Here is a 22770-nt window from a genome sequence, read left to right as displayed (position 1 = left end):
GGTGGTGCGGCGCAATGAAGCTGCTGGATCTACAAGGATACGCATCTCCGGAGGATTCCAAAACACATATCCGCATTCCTTTTGAATTGGATGAGGGCTGCGTGAAGCTGAACCTGCGTTTACAATATACGCCGAAGACGCTCGAGAATCGGGAGAAGGCGCTACGGCTGCTCAAGGACAGCTACGATCTATACATTTTGCCGGAAAATCGGGAATACGCAATTGCCAATGCTGACCAGCATCTCCCCCTGAAAAATCTGATCACACTCTCGCTGGACGATGCGCGGGGATACCGAGGGGCGTGCCACCGCCAAGACGAGGTGCAGGATCTATACGTATCGGATCGAGAAGCTTCTCCCGGCCTTATGGCGGGCGAGCTGGTTCCGGGGCCCTGGAGCGTCACATTAAGCCTGCATTGTATCGTGACGGATACATGCGCTTATCGGCTGGAAGTCTGGACGACAGAGGAGGACTCGATATGAAGTGGTTCGCCTGTGAACTACATACACATACGCTGCACAGCGATGGCAGTCAGACACTGGGAGAACTGGCAGCGGGAGCAGCCAATCTGGGCTTCGATGCCATCGCACTGACCGATCACAACACGATGTCCGGCTTGAGCGGCAAAGCGGAAATCGAGCAGAGGTACGGACTACGAATCATCCCCGGTATGGAGTGGACAACTTTTTACGGCCATATGGTGACAATAGGACTGAGCGCTTTTGCCGACTGGCGTCAAGCGAATCGGGATGGAATCGATGAGGGAATACAGAATGTGCATCGCCTCGGTGGAATCGCTGGGCTTGCTCATCCCTTCCGAATCGGCAGTCCGGCCTGTACCGGTTGCTTCTGGGAATACGAGATTGGGAACTGGTCCGCTGTAGATTACATCGAAGTCTGGTCCGGCACGTTCCCTTCCATTCAGACGAACAATCGGCGTGCTTTTGATCTGTGGACTCACAAGCTGAATGAAGGATATCGGATTGCAGCCACTTCAGGCAGGGACTGGCATGCGCAGGGCGAGACAGACGATCCGATCTCTGTTACTTACCTCGGCATCGAGGACGACGCAGTGACGGGGAACGGGGACTCGACAGCTCTTTGGCTCCATGAAGAAACGCTTATCCAAGCGCTGCGGGAAGGGCGTGCGTCCGTAACGATAGGTCCTCTGCTGACCCTGACGCTGGAAGCTGGAGGTGCATTCTATGCAATTGGCTCTACCGTTCCAACGGTAGTCGAGAGAAGGGAAGCTGCAGAGGAGCCGATCCGGGCGAACTTGATGCTGGACTTCTCGGCCCGTGCCGGACTGTGGTCGCTACCTAAGCAGGTTTACAGATTGAAGTTGTGTTCCAATCTGGGCGAGGAGTTTAATCTTGAAGTTCCGTCTTCGTCGGACGAACAGATGATGCAATTTGAAGCCCAACTGAAGGAATCCACTTCAGATGTCCCCCGCAGGTGGATTCGCGCCGAGCTGTGGGGAACTGTACGAGGCGTCCATGTACTGATCGCCTTTACCAACGCGATCTATTTCGAAGAAGGAGGATACCCGCGATGAACAAATTCCCGCTGATCACGGCCCATACTGGCTGCATGGGCCATCCCGATCATTCTTTCGAGTCACTTCAGGCAGCCCTAACACTTGGCGTAGATATTTACGAAGACGATATCCGTTCGACTCAGGACGGCGTGCCGGTGCTCGCCCACGATGACGACATCACTTTGGCAGATGGAAGCTGCGGCAGTCTTGCAGAAATGACACTGAAGGAGTTGAATACCGCTAGACTAGCGCCAATTACGACGCTTCAGGATGTGCTTGAGCAGATACGCGCAGCCGGCAAAATGATGAATCTTGATATCAAAACAGATAGCGCTCTGGAGCCGGTCTCCACTCTGGTGAATCGGATGGGTATGGCGGAGAGGGTGTTTCTCAGTGGCTGCGATTACGGGTCAGCGGTTAAAGCAAGTCGTTACGCTCCAAGCATACGCAGGCTTCTTAATGTGAACAAGCAAAGCTTCGGGAGTCTGAGTTACGGCGAGGCAGTGTTGCAGGCGTGTGAAAATGCTCGCGAAGCCGGCTGCTTTGGGATTAACATGCCGTATCAGGTCGTTCAACCAGAACTTATGGAAGCTGTGCAGCGGAGCGATCTGGCTATCTACGTCTGGACGGTTTCGGAGGCGGACGATATGCGGCGACTTGCACAGTTGGGCGTCGACTCGATAACAACCCGTGATCCGGCGAAGCTGATTGCCGTCCGGGAAGAGACGGATTTTGCAAAGGAGAATAGGGATTGGACAATAAGCTGAATCATAGTTTGCGGGAGCTGGCCCAACTGGCTGGTGTATCGAAATCGACTGCTTCTCGGGTTATCTCCGGGAATGGATATGCAAGTCCTGAAGTTCGGGATCGCGTTCTCAAGGCGGTAGAGCAGCTTCGCTACAAGCCGAGCGCCGTCGCCCGGGCGATGGTTGCCAAGCGCACGTACAACATCGGAGTCATCGTTTTCCGTGACCGGCTTCCGATCGTGTCTCACACGCTGTATGGCAGAATCATTGACGAGATACTGATGTCCGCTGAAGAGATGGGCTACTCAATTTTTCTGAAGACCGATAGGGAAATGTCGCTGCGCTCCACCGATTATATGCTGGAACAGCGGGTGGATGGACTCATCCTGGTCAGTCGGCTGCAGAAGAACGTCATCGATTACGTCAAAAACTTCAATATCCCTTATCTGATGGTGAATGGATCGACGGAAGATCCGGACGTCGTGCATCTCGTGAGCAACGATGAAGCCGGTGGAGAACGGGCGGCACAGCACTTATATGACTGTGGACACCGCAAATTCTTTATCATCGCCGGACCGGGCGAACATCGGAGCCACTCGCTGCGATTGAAGGGCTTCCGAAAACGGCTGGAATCCCTCGGCGTTAGTTCTGAACAGGACGGATTTACCGTTGTCGAGTCATCGGAATCGAGCTTCGACTCCGGTCGGAAGTTGATGGAGGAGCATTATGTGGCGTTCCGGGAGGGACGATACAGCGCTCTGTTCAGTACAAATGACATGCTTGCACTGGGTGCGATGAAGGTGCTGATGGAGCGCGGAGTCCGCGTTCCGGAGGAAGTATCCGTTATGGGCTACGACAATACCGAAGTGGCCGGCATGTACCACCCATCGCTGACTACCGTCAGCGTGGATGCATCTGGTATTGGCCGAGACGCGGTATCGATTCTGGATCGCCTGATTAGCGGCGAGGGGAGCGTACCGCGCCTGATTGAATACGAAAGCGAAGTGATTGTTCGTCAATCGACGAATGGAAGGGAGGACGGAACATGTCTTGGTACTGGAAACACGTAGGTCCGAGAAGAATAATCGAATTTGTGTTGCTGACCGTGTTCGCCATTTTTTTCGCAGGTCCGCTGGTCAACCTGCTAGTGCTTGCCTTTAGTGAAAAGTGGAATTATCCGGATATTCTGCCCCAGGTATGGGGCTTCAAATGGTGGGAGTTCGTACTGGCAAAGGACGATATTGTCTCGTCGATCTCACTGTCGTTCCTTATTGCTACTCTGGTGACCCTGCTGTCCATCGTCGTCTGCATCCCAGCAGCGTATGCCTTCGCAAGACTCCAGTTTCCGCTGAAGCGGATGTTCCTGTTCTCGTTCCTGCTGACGCACGCTTTTCCGAAAATGGGGTTGTATGTTTCCATCGCAGTTCTTTTCTACCGGATTGGACTGATGAATACGCTGCTCGGCGTTGTGCTGATCCATATGATCAATGTGTTGATGTTCATGACCTGGATTCCGACCTCCGCCTTTCGCAACGTGCACCGGGCGCAGGAAGAATCGGCGCGGGACGTTGGGGCAAACCCGTTCAAAGTGTTCCGCAGCATCACCCTGCCAATGGCGATGCCCGGCATCATGGTCGCTTCGATCTTCACGTTCCTCAATTCACTAGACGAAGCACAGGGCACGTTCCTGGTCGGTATTCCCGATTACAAAACAATGCCAATCGTCATGTACTCCATTATTTCCGACTTTCCGAGCAGCGCGGGAGCCGTATTCTCGATCATCCTGACGCTGCCGACTATTATTCTGCTGGTGGCAGCCCAGCGGCTGGTGAGCGCGGACGTGCTGGCGAGCGGTTTTCAAATGAAATAAAAATGTTTCGGTCGATATACCGAAGCAAAGGGAGGCAGAAGAATGCAGTTGTCTGTACGAGAGTTAGCCAAACGCTACAAAACGGGTGACGGGGTCAGCGGCATCAACATCGATATCAAAAAAGGCGAGCTGGTCACCCTTCTTGGTCCCTCCGGGTGCGGGAAAACTACTGTACTCCGAAGCATCGGCGGGTTTCTCGAACCGGACTCCGGTGACATCCTGATCGAGGGCAAGAGTGTCATTCAACTGCCACCGGAGAAACGGCCGACCTCGATGGTGTTCCAGAGCTATAACCTGTGGTCGCATATGTCGGTATATGACAATCTGGCCTTCGGCCTGAAGATCCGCAAAATGCCGAAGGAAGAGATCCGCACAGCGGTCGAGGATGCGCTCAAGCTGGTCCGACTGTCGGGTTTCGAGAAGAAATATCCGGCAGAGCTTTCGGGTGGACAGCAGCAGCGGGTTGCGCTTGCGCGGTCTCTGCTACTGAATCCGGCAGTACTGCTGTTGGACGAGCCTTTCTCGGCGCTGGACGCCAAGCTGCGGCACGAAATGCGTGAGGAGCTGCGTGAGATCCAAATGAAGACCGGGCTGACAATGGTCTTTGTCACGCATGATCAGGAAGAAGCACTGTCGTTGTCCGACCGCATTATCGTCATGAATCACGGGCGCATCGAGCAGATTGCTCATCCGCAGCAGATTTACGATGAGCCCGCTTCATTATATGTCGCCGGTTTTATAGGCAAAATGAATTTCCTTAAGGGGGTGGCGGAAGGGGAGAGCATCCGGATTGGACATCTTCGCCTGCCGAACGAGAAGGGATTAAATGGACAGGTGACGGCTGCGGTCCGACCAGAAGACGTACAGGTGAGCAGTACTACGATGGGAGAAGGTGCTTTGGCGGGTAAGGTCAAGCAGGTCATGATTCTTGGACATTACGCCGAAGTTACCGTGGAATTGGTGGAATTCGGCATTATACGTGCTTTTCTGAACAAGGAATTCGTTGAGCAGCTGCAGGTAGGAAAAGACGTCGGCGTCTCGATCTCGAAAATGACCGGATTCCCGGTCGATGAATCGAACTGAGGAGGATGAATGATATGCGTATGAAAAAGCCATTTTTATCATTGTTGACTGTTGTGGGATTATCAGTGTCATTGCTGGCCGGGTGTGGAAACGGAAGTGAGATAAAAAGTACAACCACCACCGAGGGGAGCGCTGCTGCATCGAGCGATCAGGTGAAATTTAACTTCTACTTTACGGGCTCTCAGAACGTCAAGGATCTGTGGGATTCGCTGGAGCCAATGTTTGAGAAGCAGCATCCGGATATCGACGTGAATCTGGTCTATATCCCGTCCGGTACTGGTGCTGAGCCGACCTACGACCGGATCGTGGCCGCCAAGAAAGCCGGTAAGGGCTCAGGAGACATCGACTTGTATGAAGACGGAATCACCTCCGTTGCGCAGGGCACCAAGGATGGTATTTGGGAGCAGCTGAACGAGAAGAACATTCCTAACCTGAGCAAAGTCAACACAGATACGATGAAGGATGTGGACAACTTCGCTGTTCCGTATCGCTCGTCCGCCGTCGTTCTGGCCTATGACAGCAGCAAAATCTCCAATCCGCCAACTACGCTGGACGAGCTGTTGCAGTGGATCAAAGCCAATCCTGAGCAGTTCGCCTACAATGATCCGTCAACGGGTGGTTCCGGCAGCTCGTTCGTGCAGACGATTGTCTACAAGGACCTGCCGGAAGAAGACATCCACAACTCTGATCCGGCGATCATGGAGAAGTGGGACGGTGGTTTCGACACGCTAAAAGAAATCGGACCTTATGTCTACGGGCAGGGCATCTATCCGAAGAAAAACCAGGGCACGCTGGATCTGTTGATGAATGGGGAAGTGTCTTTAATTCCGGCCTGGTCCGACATGGTGTTGCAGCAGCTGAACGAAGGCTTGTTGCCGGATACAATTAAGATGCAGCAGATCACACCGGGCTTTAACGGCGGACCAACGTACCTGATGGTCAACCAGGAGTCGGACAAGAAGGAAGCGATCAATGAATTCCTGAACTTTGTCCTGTCCCCTGAAGCGCAGGAAGTGATCGTTGACAAAATGAATGGCTTCCCGGGCATTGAGCTCTCCAATATGTCACAGGAAATGCAGAATAAGTTCGACGGTGTGGCCGAAGGCTTCCGCACGTTCAACATCGGGGATCTGGGCACGGAAATTAACAAACGCTGGCAGAGCGACGTTGCTGCGAAATGAGTAAGGAAGCCAGACAGTCGATCACAGGCCTGGCGATGGTGCTCCCCTCCTTCGCCATCCTGTTGATCGTCGTCATTATCCCGATTGTTCAATCCTTTATCATGAGCCTGAGCAACGGCTCGGGCGGATACGATCTGAGCCGCTATACGTATCTGTTCACTGATAAGGGGATGCGCAGCAATATCGTATTTACGCTTCGAGTGACTGCCATTACGTGCGTTGCCGTGATCTTGGTCAGCTACACCCTGGCGATCTATATGCGCTTCAACCAGGGGCCGATCGTCAATCTGATTCGTAAAACGTACATGATCCCGCTGTTCATCCCTGGAGTCATTGCAACATACGGTCTGATCAACTTGCTTGGCAACCATGGCTGGCTGGCCCGTATGCTTGAGGTGGTCGGGATTACGCTGCCACGCATCATCTTTGACGAGAAAGGAATCATCATCGCCAACCTGTGGTTCAACATTCCATTTACGACGATGCTGCTCAGTTCCGCACTTTCGGGTATTCCTTCATCGATCATTGAGAGTGCAAAGGACGTGGGTGTAGGCAGGCTGACGCTGTTTACCCGGTTTATTTTCCCTCTGTCGTATAAGACATTTCTTGTTGCCCTGACCTTTGTCTTCATGGGGGTCATCGGCTCGTTCACTGCGCCCTATCTGATCGGAGCCAACTCTCCGCAGATGCTTGGTGTCTCCATGCAGCAGGTATTCAGCGTTTTTCAGGAGCGTGAACAAGCCGCAGCGATTGCTTTCTTCTCATTCCTGCTCTGCTCGGTGCTGGGTGCTTTCTACATCCGGTCGATGGCGGAAGAGGAAAAGGCGAAGATTTAGACGAGTTCCAAAAAGCTGAAGTGCTCCTTTATAGGGAGCACTTTTCTTTTTTTTTGATTGAAAACAGGATCAGTGCTTTCTCTATTTGGCAAAGTTGAAAATTAACAACCCGTTTACATCACAATGATACATAACGAATACTTTAGCTTTAACATTTAAGATGACAAACAAAGGAACGAGGACTCACACATGAAGAATTATCCGATCATAGCCTCCATCACGACAGATGAACAAATTTCACAAGCGATAGCAAGCGATGTGCAGCGAGTTATTCTGATGACAGGCAACATTACCAATCTGGGTTCAATCATAGAGAGTTTGCATCAAAGTGGCAAAAAAGCTTATGTGCATACCGAGATGGTATCCGGGATTGGACGAGATGCCTCAGCAATTCAATATCTTGCAGATGTGTTCAAAATCGACGGGATCGTGACGACAAAGAGCAACGCAGTTTCTGCGGCCAAGCAAGCGGGCATATTAAGCATTCAGCGCATATTCGCCATTGATACAGCAGCAATTACGACTGCGGTTCGTATGATTATGAGCTATAAGCCTGATGAGGTTGAACTGATGCCGGGGTTAATGCCTCGAGTTATACAAGAACTGAAAGAACGCATCTCGCAGCCTTTGATTGTGGGTGGCCTTATCCGGTATGAGGAAGAAATACAACAAGCATTAAAGAGCGGGGCAGATTTTGTTTCAGTAGGCCATGAGAAGTTCTGGAATTAATTAATTTCATACATTTATCCTTGGGTGGAGACGACGAGAAAACCCGGTGGTAAGTAAATCAATACAACCTTGATGTTGAAGGAGGGTGATTTGCTGCTGGGTTTTTTGTGTTGTCCAAAAATATATAACAGGAGGTAACAGAACATGATCATTCAAGCAGTTGCGCATCGCGGCTATCCAAGTAAGTATCCTGAAAATACGATTTCTTCCTTTTTAAAGGCGGTAGAGCTTGGGTTCACACATCTCGAACTAGATGTTCATCTCAGCAAGGATGGAATTCCAGTGGTGATTCATGACCATACGCTTGACCGCATGACAAATGGAACAGGCAGAGTGGCTGATTATACTGCTTCGGAGCTGCAATCTTTAGAAATCAGGCAAGGTGAACATATTCCAACCCTTGAAGAGGTACTGCGTGCTTTGAAGGGTAAGATTCAACTTAACATTGAGCTCAAGCAGATGGGAAGCTATTACCCTCATCTGGAGGAAAGGGTACTTGAAGTTATCGAGGAATTGAGCATGCTGAATCAGGTGGTAATTACGTCTTTTGATTTCGATGCCCTAGAGAAGATCAGGGAACGATCTGGCGATGTACGCATTGGTCTCATTACTTTCGGCTGTTCGAAAGCTATTCTGGACTGGTCATTAGAAATGGGTGCGACGTTCTTGTCCATACATCATGCTTTTGTGACCGAGCATTACATTCATCAATGCAAAGAATTAGGAATCCAATTGATGGCGTGGACAGTCAACGAGACTTCCGTCATGAAAAAATTTCAGGAGTATCCGTCCGTATGGGTCTGCACTGACGAACTGGAAAGCTTCATAGATGTATTGGAGTTGTCCAGCTCACTGTGAGCGGGCAGGAGTAATGTCATGGAAGATGTATATGCTTACGATGCTTATTGCTTTGATCTAGACGGGACCATCTATATTGGCCAGATGAGACTCCCTGGCGTGAATAGCTTTATAAACAACTTGCGTTCACGAGGCAAGCGCCTGTTGTTCCTTACCAATACTCCCGTTCATACCAAGGAAGATTGCTACCAACGGCTGCTGAGTTTGGGCATTTCGTGCCAGCCTGATGAAATTCTGACTGCAGGTTACCTTTCGGGAATGTATTTTGCAGAGCATGCGCCGGACGCCAAGGTGCTGGTTGTAGGTGAGGTGGCTTTACGGAGGGAACTTCAGGCACTTGGGATAGCCATTACCGAGGATCCATATCAATCAACACATGTATTAGTCGGAATGGATCGGAAATTTAACTATGATAAGCTCCATCTGGCGGCAAAAGCAGTGCGCCACGGAGCGGCTCTGCTCGCAACTAATCCGGACAGCTGTTGTCCCGTTCAAGGGGATATCATTCCGGATACCGGAGCCATTCTAAGTTCGATTGAGGCGGCCAGCCAGCAGAAAGCATCGGTCGTGATTGGCAAGCCTTCCCGCTATTATGCAGAGAAGGCGCTTCAGCTATTGGACGTGGATCGCAGCAGATGCCTCATGATAGGTGACAGGCTCGAAACAGATATTTTATTTGGACAGCAAAATGGAATGAAGACTGCGCTCGTGCTTACGGGGATCTCTTCAAGAGAGGATATCGGAAAGACAGATATCGTTCCGGATTATATATGGCCTTCATTCAACGAATTCATCATGGAGCAGCAGGCCCATCCAAAGCCTTCAAATGTGTTGCAGGTGGAGAAGGCTTGAACCGCTAGGTATCCAAAATAAAGATGGAGGTGGCGTTTATGCGTCTGGCATTACTTGGTGATCTTCACTATTCATGCATGAGTCACGGGACGGAAGAAATGAGGGCTGCAAGATTCCGGGCATACGAGCATATGCTCAAGGCTTTTCTGAAGGAGGATGCGGACTATCATATCTCAATTGGTGATTTAACGCATGAAGGGACAGCTGAGGAACTTCGATCCATTTTCTCCATGCTTACAAAAAGTGAACGGAAATTCATTCATGTGCTGGGTAATCATGATACGTATTCACTGCCAAAGCATGAAATTTACACGCTATCAGGACAGGAGCGCTACCGGGCTATTGATACACCTCACGTCAGGCTGATTTTTCTGGATACTACCCAGGAAATGAATCGAGAGGATTGGGGAGGAGAGCTGGACGAAGAGCAGCTGACATGGATTAAAGGCCAACTTGCCAATTCACATGAAAAGCAAGTGCTCGTCTTCGGGCATCATCCGGTATTCGATACAACTGCGCGCTCAACACTAGATAAGCTTTACATCCGTCCGCAGAATGAACTGAGGGGTATATTCAATAGTCGGCCAGGTGGAGGCATCTATTTTTGCGGGCATAACCACATGAACTCCATCGTTAAGCAAGAAGAATGGCATTATGTACAAACTGCAGCTTGTCTCGATGTACCAGCATACCGTGTTATTGAAGTTCATGAGGGCGAAGTAGTCGTTGCTCACCAACGAATGCTGGATGCTGATCTCATGAATGATATTCAGAGCTTTTGTCATGATACGCCGGGCTTTGGACCTGTCGCTAATGCAGTGGGTGAAGAAAGCGACCTTATCTTATCCGTTCGAATAACATCGGCCGCACAATAATGTGAAGAAAAAGGAGGGAATGTCATGGCTCAAATTGTGTTAAAGCAGATCGAAAAAAGCTTCAAGCAGGATAAAGTCATCGAAGGTCTTGATCTGACCATTAAGGATGGTTCCTTTACGGTATTGGTCGGTCCGTCTGGCTGTGGAAAATCGACGACACTCCGGATGATCGCAGGACTTGAGAAAGAAACAGGCGGTGAAATTTGGATTGGGGACCATCGTGTCAATGGAGTAGAGCCAGGCAAGCGTAATGTGGCGATGGTATTTCAAAACTATGCATTGTATCCAATGATGACAGTCAAGGAGAATATTGAATTCGGATTAGTAAATCGCAAGGTGCCTCGGCCCGAACGTGAGCGTCTTATAAAGGAGATCACTGAGGTCGTCGGCCTGGCAGAGTATTTGCATAAGAAGCCGCAGGCTCTGTCCGGAGGTCAACGTCAGCGGGTTGCCTTGGCTCGGGCCATGGTTAAAAGTCCCGCAGTCTTCCTGATGGACGAGCCATTGTCGAATCTGGATGCCAAGCTACGCCATCAGATGCGCACGGAACTGATTCAGCTTCACAAACGGCTGGGCGCAACCTTTGTTTTTGTAACTCATGATCAGGTTGAGGCCATGTCGATGGGAGATCGCATCGTCATCATGAATAAAGGGCGTATTCAACAAGCAGACAGTCCAATGAAAATCTACAATGATCCGGATAATGTTTTCACAGCGCAGTTTATCGGTACACCGCCAATGAATGTGATAGATCGTGAACGTATCCTGCCTTTTTTGAATGGACAGCTTCATGATGATATTGGCCATATTGGCTTTCGACCAGAAAAAGCAACGATGACGCTTGAGAACAGACCGCAGACCGGGCATATTCAGTTCTCGGCTCATATCATGACACGCGAGACACTGGGAGCAGAGATCATCTATCAACTGGATTCCGCGCTTGGACTTATCGCCGTGAAGAGCTTCTTGAAACCGTTGGAGTCAGCCTTTGAGGTAAACATCAACGTGTCTATGCAGGACCTGTACTATTTTGATCGGAAGGGTGAACGTGCTCGTCAGCATGAGCTGGCCGAAGCGGGAGAGCTGATTGTCCTGGGAGGAGGATATTCATGACCGTCTGGTCCAAGCTCCGTCCCTATGTGTTGGTGGCACCCTCCATCACAATATTCTCTATTTTTTTCCTTTATCCGATCTTCTATATGATCTTCTTAAGCTTTTACAACTGGGATTTTATTAATCCGGTCAAGGAGTTCGTGGGCTTCAACAACTTTGTTGAACTATTTAAGGATAGTGCATTTCTTCAGGTGTTAAGCAATTCCTTGAACTATACGCTTCTTTCCGTATCCTTATCCATTGTGATCTCGCTTTTGCTTGCGATCTGGCTGAATCGGGAAGGGGCATGGTACGGGTTTGTTCAGGGGGCACTTTTCAGTCCGCATATTGTTTCACTTGTATCGGTATCCCTGGTGTGGATGTGGCTGATGGATCCCAAATTCGGTTTGCTTAACGGTTTGCTTGATATGGTTGGCTTGCCTAAGCTGGCATGGCTGAGTAGTCCAGACAGTTCATTGCTGTCGCTTGTGCTTGTATCGGTCTGGAAAGGCGTAGGCTATAACGCCCTCATCTTCATCGCAGGCCTCCAAAGCATTCCCAGGGATGTGTATGAAGCTTCAGCTCTGGACGAGGCCAATTGGTGGCGCAAATTCTACAAAATTACGCTTCCCATGCTTTCGCCGACACTATTTTTCTTAATAATCATCAATCTGATCAGTTCATTCCAGGTGTTTGAGACTATTGCCATTATGACCAACGGGGGTCCGATCAATTCAACCAATACGCTCGTCTTTTACATCTACGAGTATGGATTCCGCTACTTCAAGATCGGTTATGCATCGGCAGCAGGAGTTATACTGCTCGTTGTCGTTGGTCTGCTTACGCTAGTCTACTTCAAATTGCTGAGCCGCAAGGTTCACTACCAATAGAGAGGAGAAGGGGAATTTTATGGCAAGGAAGTCATTGCTGCGTACGTTCAATATTACTGCCACAATAGCATTGGTTGCGATTTTTGCTATCCCTTTTCTATGGATGATTTCAACATCTTTGAAGTCTTACCCGGAGACGGTGATTTTTCCACCCAAGTGGATTCCATCCAAGGTGATGTGGAGCAATTTTCAAGCGGCGTGGGAATCGGGGCCTTTTTTGAAATATCTAATGAACAGCGTTGTTGTATCGGTCAGCATACTCGTTCTTCAATTCACGACAATAATATTGGCAGCCTATGCTTTTGCAAGATACTCCTTCAAAGGAGACAAGCTATTATTCGGGATAACGATGGTGACCTTGATGATTCCTGGTCAGCTCATTTTCCTACCTGTGTATTTGTTGATGAGCAAGTGGGGACTCATTAACAATTTGCTGGCACTCATTTTGCCCTTCTCTTCAAGCGCATTTGGCATATTCATGCTCAGGCAGTCCTTCAAGCAAGTACAGGAAGAGCTTATTGAAGCGGCGCGACTTGACCAGGCGCCGGAATGGAAGATCATTCTTAAGATTATGGTACCAATGGCGCGTCCTACGTTAGTAACATTTGCATTGTTCAGCTTCATTGCACACTGGAATGATTATTTCTGGCCGCTCGTGATGACAACCTCCGATGCAGCAAGAACGCTTCCGATCGGGATTTCTAAGCTGCGCGAGGTTGACGGAGGAGCTGCCTGGCATATTTTGATGGCTGGAAACATGATTTTGGTCGTTCCGATTCTTATTGTTTTCTTATTTGGACAACGTCAAATTATTAAAGCATTTGTCTATTCGGGTGTTAAATAATCAGATTAACAGGAGGGTTTAGTCATGAAAAAATTTGGATCTGTTTTGTTAGCGGCAACGCTTGCTCTTACGATGACTGCTTGTGGTGCTTCTAATTCTGATGGTTCAACCGGAGCTGCTTCCGGGAGCAATTCCAATGATACGGCCAACAAACCAATAGAGATTACATATTGGTACTCTTGGGGAGACAAGATCGCTGAGAACAATGAGAACTTGGTAAAGATGTTTAATGAATCCCAAGATGAAGTGATCGTGAAGGCGGAATATCAAGGGACGTATGCAGATCAGCATTCTAAGGCACAAGCTGCTTTTGCAGCGGGCAATGCCCCCGAAGTATGGCAAAATGAAATTGCTTCAGTGGGTGTGTTTGCGGAATCAGGCATGACGCAGGAGTTGACTTCTTTTGTGGAGAAGGATCAGCTGGATATGGAAGATTTTATTCAAGGGCTCATGGGGAATTCCTATGTGAATGATAAACTGTATGCTCTTCCTTATTTACGCAGTACCCCGATCCTGTACTTTAATCGTACGATGCTGAAGGAGGCGGGCCTTGATCCTGCTGGACCTAAGAATTGGACAGAGTTTGAAGATTATGCACGCAAGCTAACGATTAATGATCAGCGCTACGGCATCTCGATGCCTGTCGATATTTGGCTTTATGAAGCTTTTGTGAGACAGAGTGGAGGCACGATGATCAGCGAGGACGGAAAAAGTGCGGCATTCGATAATGAAACCGGCATTGAACCTGTGAAGCTGTGGCTTAAGATGAAGGATGAAGGCATTATGAGCATCGGTACGACCGATGATGCAGGTACGCAAGCCAAAACGGATTTCCACAATCAGCGTTCAGCGATGCTGTTCTCCTCAACTGCGGATCTGACCAATAATATGAAGGTTGCAGAAGAGCAAGGCTTTGAACTCGGAACGACATTTATGCCTGCAAATGATACGTATGGAGTGCCGACAGGCGGTGCCAATTTGGTTATGACTTCTGGCCTGTCGCCCGAAAAACAGGAAGCGGCGTGGAAGTTTATCAAGTGGATGACCTCCAAAGAACAAACGATTTATGCAAGCTCCTTCACGGGCTATTTGCCTAGCCGAATCAGTGCAGTGGAGAGCGATGAAATGAAGAAGCTTTATGAGGAAAAGCCGCTGTTCAAGGTGGCGGTAGACCAACTGGAATATGCGGGTCCACGTCCAATGCAGAAGGTTTATCCAGAAATTGGTGAGATGATCAAGAATGAGATTCTGCGTGCGGTTGTTGATTCTTCCGTTTCGGCAGAGGCCGCTGTAGCTGAAGCGGCGAAGAAGGCCAATGCCTTGCTGAATAAGTAGAGTTATAATTTAAAGAGACCAAGGAGCTAAGCGGCATATGTCCTGCTTAGCTCTTTGCTTTTGTTGGTGGTAGGCTCCGTGAGATATGTAGTTATATTTCCATTAGGATCATTTAAATTGATGAATTGACCTATAGCGAATACCGCACGTATGTCTCATTCGCACAGGCAAGTAGTCCACTTCTCGCGTAAACTGAAGTAGATTCAGTAGAGCGAGGTGAAAATCCATGGCTAAAACCAACGAAATACGCCTAAAGGCAAAGCGGTATAAGGCCCGGCCCGTCTGCGTGACTCTTCATAATGGTGAAACGTACATCGGTTACATTTCTGACGTGAATAACGGAGGCGTGGTGCTTACCGGGGGAGGAAAAATATCGCGCACGGCGACCACAGGGGACAGTTCCCAGCGTACCAATAGAAAGGTCGCTTCACGCAGCAAAAACGGTCGTTCTCCGAATCGGAAACGGGTAAATGGTACACGCAAGCCGTCTACCCGCTCGCGCGCAGTGTCACGTGCGCAGGTTTCGTCCTTTCTACCGATGATGGGCTCGCTGTTTGGCGGGCTTGGTGGTGCGGCTTCGGCTGGAGGTATACTTGGCGGCGGCATGCGGCTGTTTGGCATGATCCAGCAATTCATGCCTGTCATGAAAATGGGCTACGGCATGATCAAATCTATCCATCCATTTATGGGTGCCGTCAAAGGTCTGATGGCTCCGCCTAGTCAGGCCGAAGAAGAAGAGGTATAATGCGATATTCAGCCCCTTTGAAGACGGAAGGGGCTTTTCTTTTTTTAGTGTCAAGGTGTTATTGATAAATCGAGTTTTCAAAAAAAGTTGCGAAGCTTTGACCATTTGGATATGATTATCTAATTGGTTGTTTCAGCTTATACATTTAATTGATGATAAAAGATAGTGAGGTCAGAAAACAATGATTGCAAAAACAGAAGAAGACTTTAATGGTTTGAAGGAAATTGGCAGAATTGTTGCCTTTATTAGAGATGAATTGGTACAAAGAACTGTTCCTGGCATAACGACGAAGGAACTTGATGATATAGCTGGAGAGCTTTTTGAGAAAGAAGGCGCAGTCTCAGCTCCAAAAAGTGCATATAATTTCCCTGGGTATACTTGCATTAGTGTTAATGAAGAAGTGGCACATGGTATTCCGGGGCAACGGGTTATTCAAGAAGGAGATCTAGTCAATATAGATGTCTCTGGCTCGAAGAACGGCTATTTCGCTGATACAGGAATCTCGTTTGTAGTAGGCGAAGGAGAAGAAGTGTTAACGAAAATATGCGACGTTGCTAAACTAGCATTTGAAGCAGGTCTTAAGAAAGCAAAACCTGGTTCCAAAAAAAGCGGCATCGGAAAAGCGGTATTCTTAACAGCAAAACAGCATGGATTAACCGTTATTAAAAACCTTACAGGACATGGTGTTGGACGTAACATACACGAAGCACCTGACCATATTTATAATTATAACGATACATCGGATGATGAGTTATTAAAAGAAGGCATGGTTATTGCATTTGAACCATTTATCTCAACTTTAGAAGAACAAGTGTATCAAAAAGAAGACGAATGGACCTTTGCTACAGAAAAAAGCTATGTAGCTCAAGTGGAACATACGATTATCCTTACTAAAAATGGTCCGATCATTGTCACACAATAATATCAAGACCATTGTCTAAGGTCGATTTCCCAAGTGGGAAATCGGCTTTTTTTTGATGCCCCTTAACAAAACGGTTCGAGGAAGGAGGGAATGAGCTATACGGAATGATGTACAATAATAATATTGAGGAACAAAAACTACAATTGTTAAATTGTGTTGAGGAGCGGATGAGTTTGAACAGAACAGTCATACTGGAGCGTCTTCAATCACAGCTGTGCGAGGGAAATCACATCATCGGTGTCTCGACAGGCACGGGGATTACGGCGAAGTATGCAGCTCAGAGTGGAGCGGATTTTATATTAATGCTGAACTCCGGCAAGTTTCGCCAGATGGGGAGGAGCTCTCTAGCCGGCTTTTTGCCGTTTTGCAACAGTAATGATATGGTGATGGATTTTGCATCAAGAGAAATAGTGCCGCTGGTGAGGCATTCTCCCGTACTCTTTGGACTGAATGCGAATGATCCAACCATAGAAATGGCTGATTATATAGAGGTAATCAAGAGGAGAGGTTTTTCGGGAGTCAACAACTATCCTACAGTTGGCCTAATCGACGGATTGTTCAGAGAGGCTCTGGAGGAAGACGGGATTAGTTATGACATCGAGGTTGAGGCCATACGCCTGGCCCATCGACAGGATTTGTTTACGGTGGCGTTCGTATTTGATGAGCTTCAGGCGGCCCAGATGATTGAAGCGGGAGCAGATGTAATCTGTGCTCATCTCGGTCTGACCGAAGGCGGGTTATTGGGTGCACGGAAGGTTGTATCCTTGGAGGCCGCCAAATCAAAGGCACTGCGTATTTTTGATACCTGCAATCAGCTTAAGCCGGATTTGATCAAGATGATTTATGGCGGTCCGGTAAAGACGCCGGTCGATGTCCAGTACATGTATAGCGACAACACAGACATTATGGGGTATATTGGCGGGTCTGCTTTTGAACGAATTCCTTCCGAGAAGTCGATTACGGCAATTACTCGCGATTTTAAACGCCTGGGTAAACTGGATGAGGACGATTTTATGGTCAAAATGCTGAAAGGCATTACCCAGCATTATGATTACGTTGAGTTTGTCAAAGAGTATGTGGCGCAAAACTATAGTAGTGAAATTGTTTTTTCGGATCTTGCCAAAGTTGCTCATGTTTCCCGCAGCTATTTGAGCAGTTTGTTTAAAAAGGAGGTTGGCTGCAGCTTTCAGACCTATCTGGTGAGCTTCCGCATCAATAAAGCCGTCACGCTTCTTCATGCGTCGCAGCTTCAATTATCCGAAGTGGCTGGGATGGTTGGGTATCCCAATTACGCACAATTTAGCAAAATGTTTAAAAAGCTCAAAGGCTGCTCTCCCAAAAAGTACAGATCTAACCTAAACACAAAAACACAGAACATAAAAGCGTTTTCATAAATAAACAGGACCAGTATGATGAAGTTATAGCGATCGTACTGGTTTTTCTGTTAGCGAAAAAATCAGGATGCTACCTGCGATCGAGCTTGGTTTCTAAAGAGTCATACGAGGAGGCCGTGGAATGAAGACCGTCGCAATCATTGGAACGTTTGATACGAAGGGCGATGAATACCTTTACATTAAAAGCATTGCAGAGGAGCTTGGGTTGGGGACATTGATGATTCATACAGGTGTATTCGAATCTTCCTTTGTTCCGGATGTGTCCAATCAGGAAGTCGCCCACGCCGCAGGCATGGCCATAGAAGAACTTGCGGCAAAGAAGGATCGGGCTTTGGCTACAGAGGTTTTGTCCATAGGATTGAAGAAGCTGGTGCCACAGTTGTACAAACAAGGTAAATTTGACGGAATCATTTCCTTTGGTGGCACTGGTGGGACCTCACTGGTCACACCTGCCATGAGAGCTCTGCCGATTGGAGTCCCTAAGGTGATGGTATCAACCGTTGCTTCTGGAAACACAGCTCCATACGTAGGCACGAGTGATATTGTCATGATTCCGTCGGTGGTGGATGTAGCCGGATTGAACTCCATTTCTACGAAAATATTTACAAATGCATTATTTGCGATGGCGGGCATGCTCAAGTTTGAGCATAAGCACAAACCGGATAAGAAGCCGCTGGTTGCAGCTACGATGTTTGGAGTGACAACACCATGTGTGACAGCGGCAAGAAAATATTTGGAGGAGCGGGGCTACGAGGTGCTTGTGTTCCACGCCACGGGCATCGGAGGGCAGTCGATGGAGGCGTTGATTGAAGCAGGCTTTATTGAAGGGGTATTGGACTTGACGACGACGGAGTGGGCGGATGAAATCATCGGCGGTGTCTTAAATGCGGGGCCGAATCGCTTAGAGGCTGCAGGCCAAAATCGCATTCCGCAGGTAATCTCGGTGGGCGCTTTAGATATGTGCAATTTTGGGCCGAGCGATACTGTGCCGGAGAAATTCAAGGATCATAAGTTTTATCAGCATAATCCGACGGTAACCCTGATGAGAACCACAGTGGAAGAGAATGAGCAGATCGGCAGGAAGCTTGCGGAGAAGCTGAACATGGCAAAGGAACGCACCGTGCTAATGCTACCGCTTAGAGGCGTATCCGCAATTGATGTGGAGGGGGAGCCTTTCTACGGACCGGAGGAGGACCGGATGTTGTTTAATACCCTGCGCCAGCATATCGATCGCACAATTGTTGAAGTGATTGAAATGGATTGCGCCATCAACGATCCAGCCTTTGCAGAGGCCGCATCACAAAAGCTGATCGCTCTCATGACATCAAATTCCTAACCAATCCAATAAGGAGGATATACGAAATGAATAAGCTGAACAGATCAGAAATTATGGACAAATTTAGGGGAGAGGTAAAGCAGGGTAAAATTCTACTAGGTGTCGGGGCAGGCACAGGGATTACGGCCAAGAGCAGTGAAGCGGGCGGAGCAGATATGTTAATCGTATACAATTCCGGTCGGTACAGAATGGCGGGCCGCGGCTCGCTGGCGGGCTTGCTCTCCTATGGGGATGCCAATCAAATCGTCGTTGAGATGGGAGCCGAGGTGCTGCCCGTCGTCAAACATACGCCTGTTCTGGCAGGGGTGTGCGGCACCGATCCTTTCCGAATAATGGAGGTTTACCTGAAGCAGTTGAAGGAGCAGGGCTTCAGCGGAGTTCAAAACTTCCCAACCGTTGGTTTGATTGATGGGGTGTTCAGACAAAACCTGGAGGAAACCGGTATGGGGTACGACCTGGAGGTTGAAATGATCCGTATCGCCCATGAATTGGATTTGCTGACTACGCCGTATGTTTTTGATCCTGCTCAGGCAAAAGCTATGGCGGAGGCGGGGGCTGACATTTTGGTTGCGCACATGGGGTTGACGACCAAGGGCTCCATTGGTGCAAAAACAGCACTGACCCTGGACGACTGTGTACAACGAATTGAGGCTATTATTGAAGCAGGGCGGGCTGTGAACCCAGAGATCATGATTATTTGCCACGGTGGACCCATTGCAGAGCCGGAGGATGCGGCCTATGTCATTGAGAGAACGAAGGGCATCGATGGATTCTTCGGCGCATCCAGCATCGAGCGCTTTGCGGCAGAGAAAGGCATTACACAGCAGACGGAGTCCTTCAAGTCAATTCGGACATAGTATTCAACCTAACGACAGTCAATTATTTGGCTGTCGTTTTTTTATCCATAGGGGAAGAGGAGACTCTCAACTCCTCATATGAGCGCTTACAATTTACTGTTGCGATCAGCCTTAATGTTCAGTAAATTGGGAGGTATACACCGATGGGAGGGCTGAGCAATAATCATGTTGACCAGATGGCTGCGACGAATAACGCCAGGCACGTTTAAACACCGAATACTATTTTCGTTTCTGTTATTCCTCCTGACGCCTATAGCCATATTAGTTCTCTACAACTTCCGAGAAACGGAAGTTATGCTCCAGCGGGATGCTTCTGACATTAACGTCAAGCAACTCGAAGGCATCAAAGCCGATCTTATTGATTTGATGAGTCTTGTGATGAAGACTGGGATGCTGTTGGATCAGGATTCTGTCCTCCGCGAAGTGATGCAGAAGCCGGAATTATATGATGCCATCCATCGAAAGCGAATTGTGGAAAATAAATTCGCTAGTATTGAAAACAGCTTTTTCCTTACGGGAGCTACCGTATTCTACACATTGATCGATTTAAAAGGAAACGCTTACACTTCCTATACGCCAGAGAATTCTCTGAATTATGCCCACATCAGTTCCGAGCCCTGGGTACAGGAACTGAAGAGGACTGAGGGACAACGGTACGTATGGAAATCCAATGATTTGACGACCGGCGTTCGTGAGAGAAAAGGAAATCGGATGCTGAGCCTTTACGAAGTGCTGCGTGACGACGGACTAAAACCATTTGCTTATGGACGGTTTAGTATCGATTATGAAGCATGGTTTCAGGAAAAAACAGAGGAAAATACATTCGGCAGCGATAGGGAAGGAGCCTATTTTCTAATGGATGGATATGGGAATATTATGCTTCAATCCAAGTCGGGAGACAATGTACCCTCTACCGTGTCATCTGCCATTACAGCAGCAAGTCAGAGTCAGGGACAGGATACCTCCTCCCAATCCATTGTGAACAATCATATGATGTATACCTATAGCAAAATTCAAGAGCTTGACGGTTATCTTGTGAAAAAGATACCCCTGTCCTTGTTATTTGAAGAAGTGAACAAACAGAAGCTAAGGTTCTATACCGTATATGGGGCCATCCTGCTGCTGTTTGTGCTGCTGACTTACTTCATTTCTTCAACCGTTACCGGTCCTTTAAAGCATCTTCAACGAAAGATGGAGACAACCGTAAAATTGAATTTGAAGACAAAGCTGCCGGAACAAGGAAGAGGTGAATTGCTGGCGCTAACCCGAAGCTTCAATTTCATGATCGCAGACATCAATAATCTGTTGGAACAGTTAAAGCTTGAGGAGCGGCAAAAGCAGTTTGTCCGATTTCAGGTGTTACTTGGTCAGATGAATCCTCATTTTTTGCTGAATACGCTGAATACAATCAAGAGCATTGCACTGGATAAGGATGATGATGAGATTTATGAGATTTGTGTATCGCTAGGAAAAATATTAGAAACTACGCTGAATTTGGAGGTTGATCTTATTCTTCTGAAGGAGGAGATTGTGCTAATCGAATCCTACATGGATATCCAACGGAAACGATTTGGACATGGCATCGAGCTCCACTATGAAGTTTCCAGGGATCTGGAGTATGCACTGATTCCGAAATTTTGTCTGCAGCCGCTGGTAGAAAATTCGTTGATTCACGGGTTTGGACAATCACAGCTTGAGGGGCGGATCGACATTCGTGCATCAATCCACCATTCGCTGCTTATTTTGGAGGTTGCGGACAATGGTATAGGAATCAAAAAATCCCAGGCGAATCAGTCCTACCGGAAAAGAAAAAGCATTGGCGTACAGAACCTTCGCGAGAGCTTGGAGCTTATGTTTAAGAACCAGCCAACAGGACTTCGGATAGAGTCGACGGAGGAAGGAACGCAGGTCATCATGCATTTTCCATTATTGTTATCCAAACCATATTTGAAGGAGGGGAGCACCATTGTGGCGCACATTGATCGTTGAAGATGAACAGTACGCAAGAGCAAGCTTGCGCAAATTGTTTACAAAGGCGAATATCCCGTTTGAAATTGTCGGTGAGGCGGTAAATGGCGAGGAAGGTTTGCAGTTGATTCGGGAACTGCAGCCCGATGTTGTCATTTCCGACATTTTCATGCCGTTAATGGATGGCATCCGTTTACTCCAGCTCACGAGAAAGGAAGGACATGAATGCCGATTCGTTATGTTGACGGCAGTAAGTGAATTCGAGTATGCCAGACAAGCATTGGAATACGGGGCTTCAGGTTATTTGATGAAGCTTTCTCTGGATTTGAAGGAACTGAAGCAAACCATGGACAAAGTAGCCGGAGAGCTGACGAGAATGGATAAGCTTCGCCTGGCAGATAAATGGTTTCCAGACAAGACTGCCCTAGAACCAACAGATCATCCAGAGCTGAACCGAATGATTACCTACATTGAGGAGCATTTCGCCGAGGATGTGACATTAAAGAGATTGGCTGAATATGTTCGCATGGATGCCAGTTATGTCAGTGACTTATTTAAGAAAAAGATGGGGATCACGATCACGCATTTTATTCAGAACCGCCGCGTTCAAGCAGCGAAAATGCTGCTGACAGAGACGGAGAAAACGGTGAGTGAAATAGGCAGGTTGGTAGGCTTTGAGAACGACAATTATTTCATTAAAATATTCAAGCGGTGGTGCGGGTTGACCCCGAACGAATACCGAAAAGAACAAAAAATCGTTCTATGAATATCCAAACACCGTTCATACCCCCAATGTCAGGCTGGTGATAAAGTTAAAGAC

General features: G+C 48.2%; 23 protein-coding genes. All 23 read left to right on the top strand.

The window, feature by feature from the left end; all coding sequences use genetic code 11:
* Positions 1-14 precede the first annotated feature (14 nt).
* The 23 genes from HP548_RS16265 (at position 15) to HP548_RS16155 (ending at position 22716) form a co-directional block, all read left to right on the top strand.
* A complete protein-coding gene (locus HP548_RS16265; protein ID WP_076289301.1) occupies positions 15-482 on the top strand; it encodes a hypothetical protein in 468 nt (155 codons plus the stop codon).
* Positions 479-1555, top strand: coding sequence for a CehA/McbA family metallohydrolase (locus HP548_RS16260; RefSeq protein ID WP_076289302.1), 1077 nt, complete (start codon positions 479-481; stop codon positions 1553-1555). The genes HP548_RS16265 and HP548_RS16260 overlap by 4 nt, the downstream gene beginning before the upstream one ends.
* Positions 1556-1590: 35 nt before the next feature.
* Positions 1591-2304: a glycerophosphodiester phosphodiesterase gene (locus HP548_RS16255; RefSeq protein ID WP_246318094.1), complete on the top strand. Its 714-nt coding sequence runs from the start codon at positions 1591-1593 to the stop codon at positions 2302-2304.
* Entirely contained in the window at positions 2289-3353 is a 1065-nt protein-coding gene (locus tag HP548_RS16250; protein ID WP_175382241.1) for a LacI family DNA-binding transcriptional regulator, read from the top strand. The genes HP548_RS16255 and HP548_RS16250 overlap by 16 nt, the downstream gene beginning before the upstream one ends.
* A complete protein-coding gene (locus HP548_RS16245) occupies positions 3329-4153 on the top strand; it encodes an ABC transporter permease (protein ID WP_175382240.1) in 825 nt (274 codons plus the stop codon). The genes HP548_RS16250 and HP548_RS16245 overlap by 25 nt, the downstream gene beginning before the upstream one ends.
* Positions 4154-4195: 42 nt before the next feature.
* Complete coding sequence (locus tag HP548_RS16240; protein ID WP_099856016.1) at positions 4196-5236, top strand: ABC transporter ATP-binding protein; 1041 nt, start codon at positions 4196-4198, stop codon at positions 5234-5236.
* A gap of 14 nt (positions 5237-5250) precedes the next feature.
* Positions 5251-6417, top strand: a complete 1167-nt coding sequence (locus HP548_RS16235) for an extracellular solute-binding protein (protein WP_175382239.1) — start codon at positions 5251-5253, stop codon at positions 6415-6417.
* Complete coding sequence (locus HP548_RS16230; protein ID WP_076289307.1) at positions 6414-7253, top strand: ABC transporter permease; 840 nt, start codon at positions 6414-6416, stop codon at positions 7251-7253. The genes HP548_RS16235 and HP548_RS16230 overlap by 4 nt, the downstream gene beginning before the upstream one ends.
* A 189-nt stretch (positions 7254-7442) precedes the next feature.
* Positions 7443-7982 carry a glycerol-3-phosphate responsive antiterminator gene (locus HP548_RS16225; RefSeq protein WP_099856012.1) on the top strand — a complete coding sequence of 180 codons (540 nt, stop codon included), beginning with the start codon at positions 7443-7445 and terminating at the stop codon, positions 7980-7982.
* A gap of 144 nt (positions 7983-8126) precedes the next feature.
* Complete coding sequence (locus HP548_RS16220; RefSeq protein ID WP_175382238.1) at positions 8127-8840, top strand: glycerophosphodiester phosphodiesterase; 714 nt, start codon at positions 8127-8129, stop codon at positions 8838-8840.
* A gap of 18 nt (positions 8841-8858) precedes the next feature.
* Positions 8859-9692 (top strand): HAD-IIA family hydrolase, encoded by an 834-nt coding sequence (locus tag HP548_RS16215; RefSeq protein WP_175382237.1) that lies wholly within the window; start codon positions 8859-8861, stop codon positions 9690-9692.
* 38 nt (positions 9693-9730) lie between these two features.
* The gene (locus HP548_RS16210) at positions 9731-10567 is read left to right on the top strand and encodes a metallophosphoesterase family protein (protein WP_175382236.1); all 837 of its coding nucleotides are present in this window, start codon (positions 9731-9733) and stop codon (positions 10565-10567) included.
* 24 nt (positions 10568-10591) lie between these two features.
* Positions 10592-11680: an ABC transporter ATP-binding protein gene (locus tag HP548_RS16205; protein ID WP_175382235.1), complete on the top strand. Its 1089-nt coding sequence runs from the start codon at positions 10592-10594 to the stop codon at positions 11678-11680.
* The gene (locus HP548_RS16200; protein WP_076289313.1) at positions 11677-12549 is read left to right on the top strand and encodes a carbohydrate ABC transporter permease; all 873 of its coding nucleotides are present in this window, start codon (positions 11677-11679) and stop codon (positions 12547-12549) included. The genes HP548_RS16205 and HP548_RS16200 overlap by 4 nt, the downstream gene beginning before the upstream one ends.
* A gap of 19 nt (positions 12550-12568) precedes the next feature.
* The gene (locus HP548_RS16195) at positions 12569-13393 is read left to right on the top strand and encodes a carbohydrate ABC transporter permease (protein ID WP_175382234.1); all 825 of its coding nucleotides are present in this window, start codon (positions 12569-12571) and stop codon (positions 13391-13393) included.
* Positions 13394-13417: 24 nt separating this feature from the next.
* Positions 13418-14728 carry an ABC transporter substrate-binding protein gene (locus HP548_RS16190; RefSeq protein ID WP_175382233.1) on the top strand — a complete coding sequence of 437 codons (1311 nt, stop codon included), beginning with the start codon at positions 13418-13420 and terminating at the stop codon, positions 14726-14728.
* Positions 14729-14954: 226 nt separating this feature from the next.
* Positions 14955-15473, top strand: coding sequence for a hypothetical protein (locus HP548_RS16185; RefSeq protein WP_175382232.1), 519 nt, complete (start codon positions 14955-14957; stop codon positions 15471-15473).
* Positions 15474-15654: 181 nt separating this feature from the next.
* Positions 15655-16395: a type I methionyl aminopeptidase gene (gene map, locus HP548_RS16180; RefSeq protein WP_099855997.1), complete on the top strand. Its 741-nt coding sequence runs from the start codon at positions 15655-15657 to the stop codon at positions 16393-16395.
* Between the two features lie 167 nt (positions 16396-16562).
* Positions 16563-17789 carry a phosphoenolpyruvate hydrolase family protein gene (locus HP548_RS16175; RefSeq protein ID WP_175382231.1) on the top strand — a complete coding sequence of 409 codons (1227 nt, stop codon included), beginning with the start codon at positions 16563-16565 and terminating at the stop codon, positions 17787-17789.
* Between the two features lie 121 nt (positions 17790-17910).
* A complete protein-coding gene (locus tag HP548_RS16170) occupies positions 17911-19125 on the top strand; it encodes a Tm-1-like ATP-binding domain-containing protein (protein WP_175382230.1) in 1215 nt (404 codons plus the stop codon).
* A gap of 26 nt (positions 19126-19151) precedes the next feature.
* Complete coding sequence (locus tag HP548_RS16165) at positions 19152-19982, top strand: phosphoenolpyruvate hydrolase family protein (RefSeq protein WP_175382229.1); 831 nt, start codon at positions 19152-19154, stop codon at positions 19980-19982.
* A gap of 165 nt (positions 19983-20147) precedes the next feature.
* On the top strand, positions 20148-21971 hold the full coding sequence (locus tag HP548_RS16160; protein ID WP_175382228.1) for a cache domain-containing sensor histidine kinase: 1824 nt from the start codon (positions 20148-20150) through the stop codon (positions 21969-21971).
* The gene (locus tag HP548_RS16155; RefSeq protein ID WP_099855989.1) at positions 21949-22716 is read left to right on the top strand and encodes a response regulator transcription factor; all 768 of its coding nucleotides are present in this window, start codon (positions 21949-21951) and stop codon (positions 22714-22716) included. The genes HP548_RS16160 and HP548_RS16155 overlap by 23 nt, the downstream gene beginning before the upstream one ends.
* The last annotated feature ends 54 nt before the right edge of the window (positions 22717-22770 follow it).

The sequence above is a fragment of the Paenibacillus taichungensis genome, assembly GCF_013359905.1.
GTDB classification, from domain to species: domain Bacteria; phylum Bacillota; class Bacilli; order Paenibacillales; family Paenibacillaceae; genus Paenibacillus; species Paenibacillus taichungensis.
The sequence above is the reverse complement of the archived record's forward strand: the minus strand, read 5'-3'. Positions and strand labels throughout refer to the sequence as shown.

Excerpts from the sequence above, each read along its gene's own strand:
- HP548_RS16265 (WP_076289301.1), top strand. The coding sequence starts at position 15 with ATGAAGCTGCTGGATCTACAAGGATACGCATCTCCGGAGGATTCCAAA.
- HP548_RS16260 (WP_076289302.1), top strand. The coding sequence starts at position 479 with ATGAAGTGGTTCGCCTGTGAACTACATACACATACGCTGCACAGCGAT.
- HP548_RS16255 (WP_246318094.1), top strand. The coding sequence starts at position 1,591 with ATGGGCCATCCCGATCATTCTTTCGAGTCACTTCAGGCAGCCCTAACA.
- HP548_RS16245 (WP_175382240.1), top strand. The coding sequence starts at position 3,329 with ATGTCTTGGTACTGGAAACACGTAGGTCCGAGAAGAATAATCGAATTT.
- HP548_RS16240 (WP_099856016.1), top strand. The coding sequence starts at position 4,196 with ATGCAGTTGTCTGTACGAGAGTTAGCCAAACGCTACAAAACGGGTGAC.
- HP548_RS16235 (WP_175382239.1), top strand. The coding sequence starts at position 5,251 with ATGCGTATGAAAAAGCCATTTTTATCATTGTTGACTGTTGTGGGATTA.
- HP548_RS16230 (WP_076289307.1), top strand. The coding sequence starts at position 6,414 with ATGAGTAAGGAAGCCAGACAGTCGATCACAGGCCTGGCGATGGTGCTC.
- HP548_RS16225 (WP_099856012.1), top strand. The coding sequence starts at position 7,443 with ATGAAGAATTATCCGATCATAGCCTCCATCACGACAGATGAACAAATT.
- HP548_RS16220 (WP_175382238.1), top strand. The coding sequence starts at position 8,127 with ATGATCATTCAAGCAGTTGCGCATCGCGGCTATCCAAGTAAGTATCCT.
- HP548_RS16215 (WP_175382237.1), top strand. The coding sequence starts at position 8,859 with ATGGAAGATGTATATGCTTACGATGCTTATTGCTTTGATCTAGACGGG.
- HP548_RS16210 (WP_175382236.1), top strand. The coding sequence starts at position 9,731 with ATGCGTCTGGCATTACTTGGTGATCTTCACTATTCATGCATGAGTCAC.
- HP548_RS16205 (WP_175382235.1), top strand. The coding sequence starts at position 10,592 with ATGGCTCAAATTGTGTTAAAGCAGATCGAAAAAAGCTTCAAGCAGGAT.
- HP548_RS16200 (WP_076289313.1), top strand. The coding sequence starts at position 11,677 with ATGACCGTCTGGTCCAAGCTCCGTCCCTATGTGTTGGTGGCACCCTCC.
- HP548_RS16195 (WP_175382234.1), top strand. The coding sequence starts at position 12,569 with ATGGCAAGGAAGTCATTGCTGCGTACGTTCAATATTACTGCCACAATA.
- HP548_RS16190 (WP_175382233.1), top strand. The coding sequence starts at position 13,418 with ATGAAAAAATTTGGATCTGTTTTGTTAGCGGCAACGCTTGCTCTTACG.
- HP548_RS16185 (WP_175382232.1), top strand. The coding sequence starts at position 14,955 with ATGGCTAAAACCAACGAAATACGCCTAAAGGCAAAGCGGTATAAGGCC.
- map (WP_099855997.1), top strand. The coding sequence starts at position 15,655 with ATGATTGCAAAAACAGAAGAAGACTTTAATGGTTTGAAGGAAATTGGC.
- HP548_RS16175 (WP_175382231.1), top strand. The coding sequence starts at position 16,563 with ATGAGTTTGAACAGAACAGTCATACTGGAGCGTCTTCAATCACAGCTG.
- HP548_RS16170 (WP_175382230.1), top strand. The coding sequence starts at position 17,911 with ATGAAGACCGTCGCAATCATTGGAACGTTTGATACGAAGGGCGATGAA.
- HP548_RS16165 (WP_175382229.1), top strand. The coding sequence starts at position 19,152 with ATGAATAAGCTGAACAGATCAGAAATTATGGACAAATTTAGGGGAGAG.
- HP548_RS16160 (WP_175382228.1), top strand. The coding sequence starts at position 20,148 with ATGTTGACCAGATGGCTGCGACGAATAACGCCAGGCACGTTTAAACAC.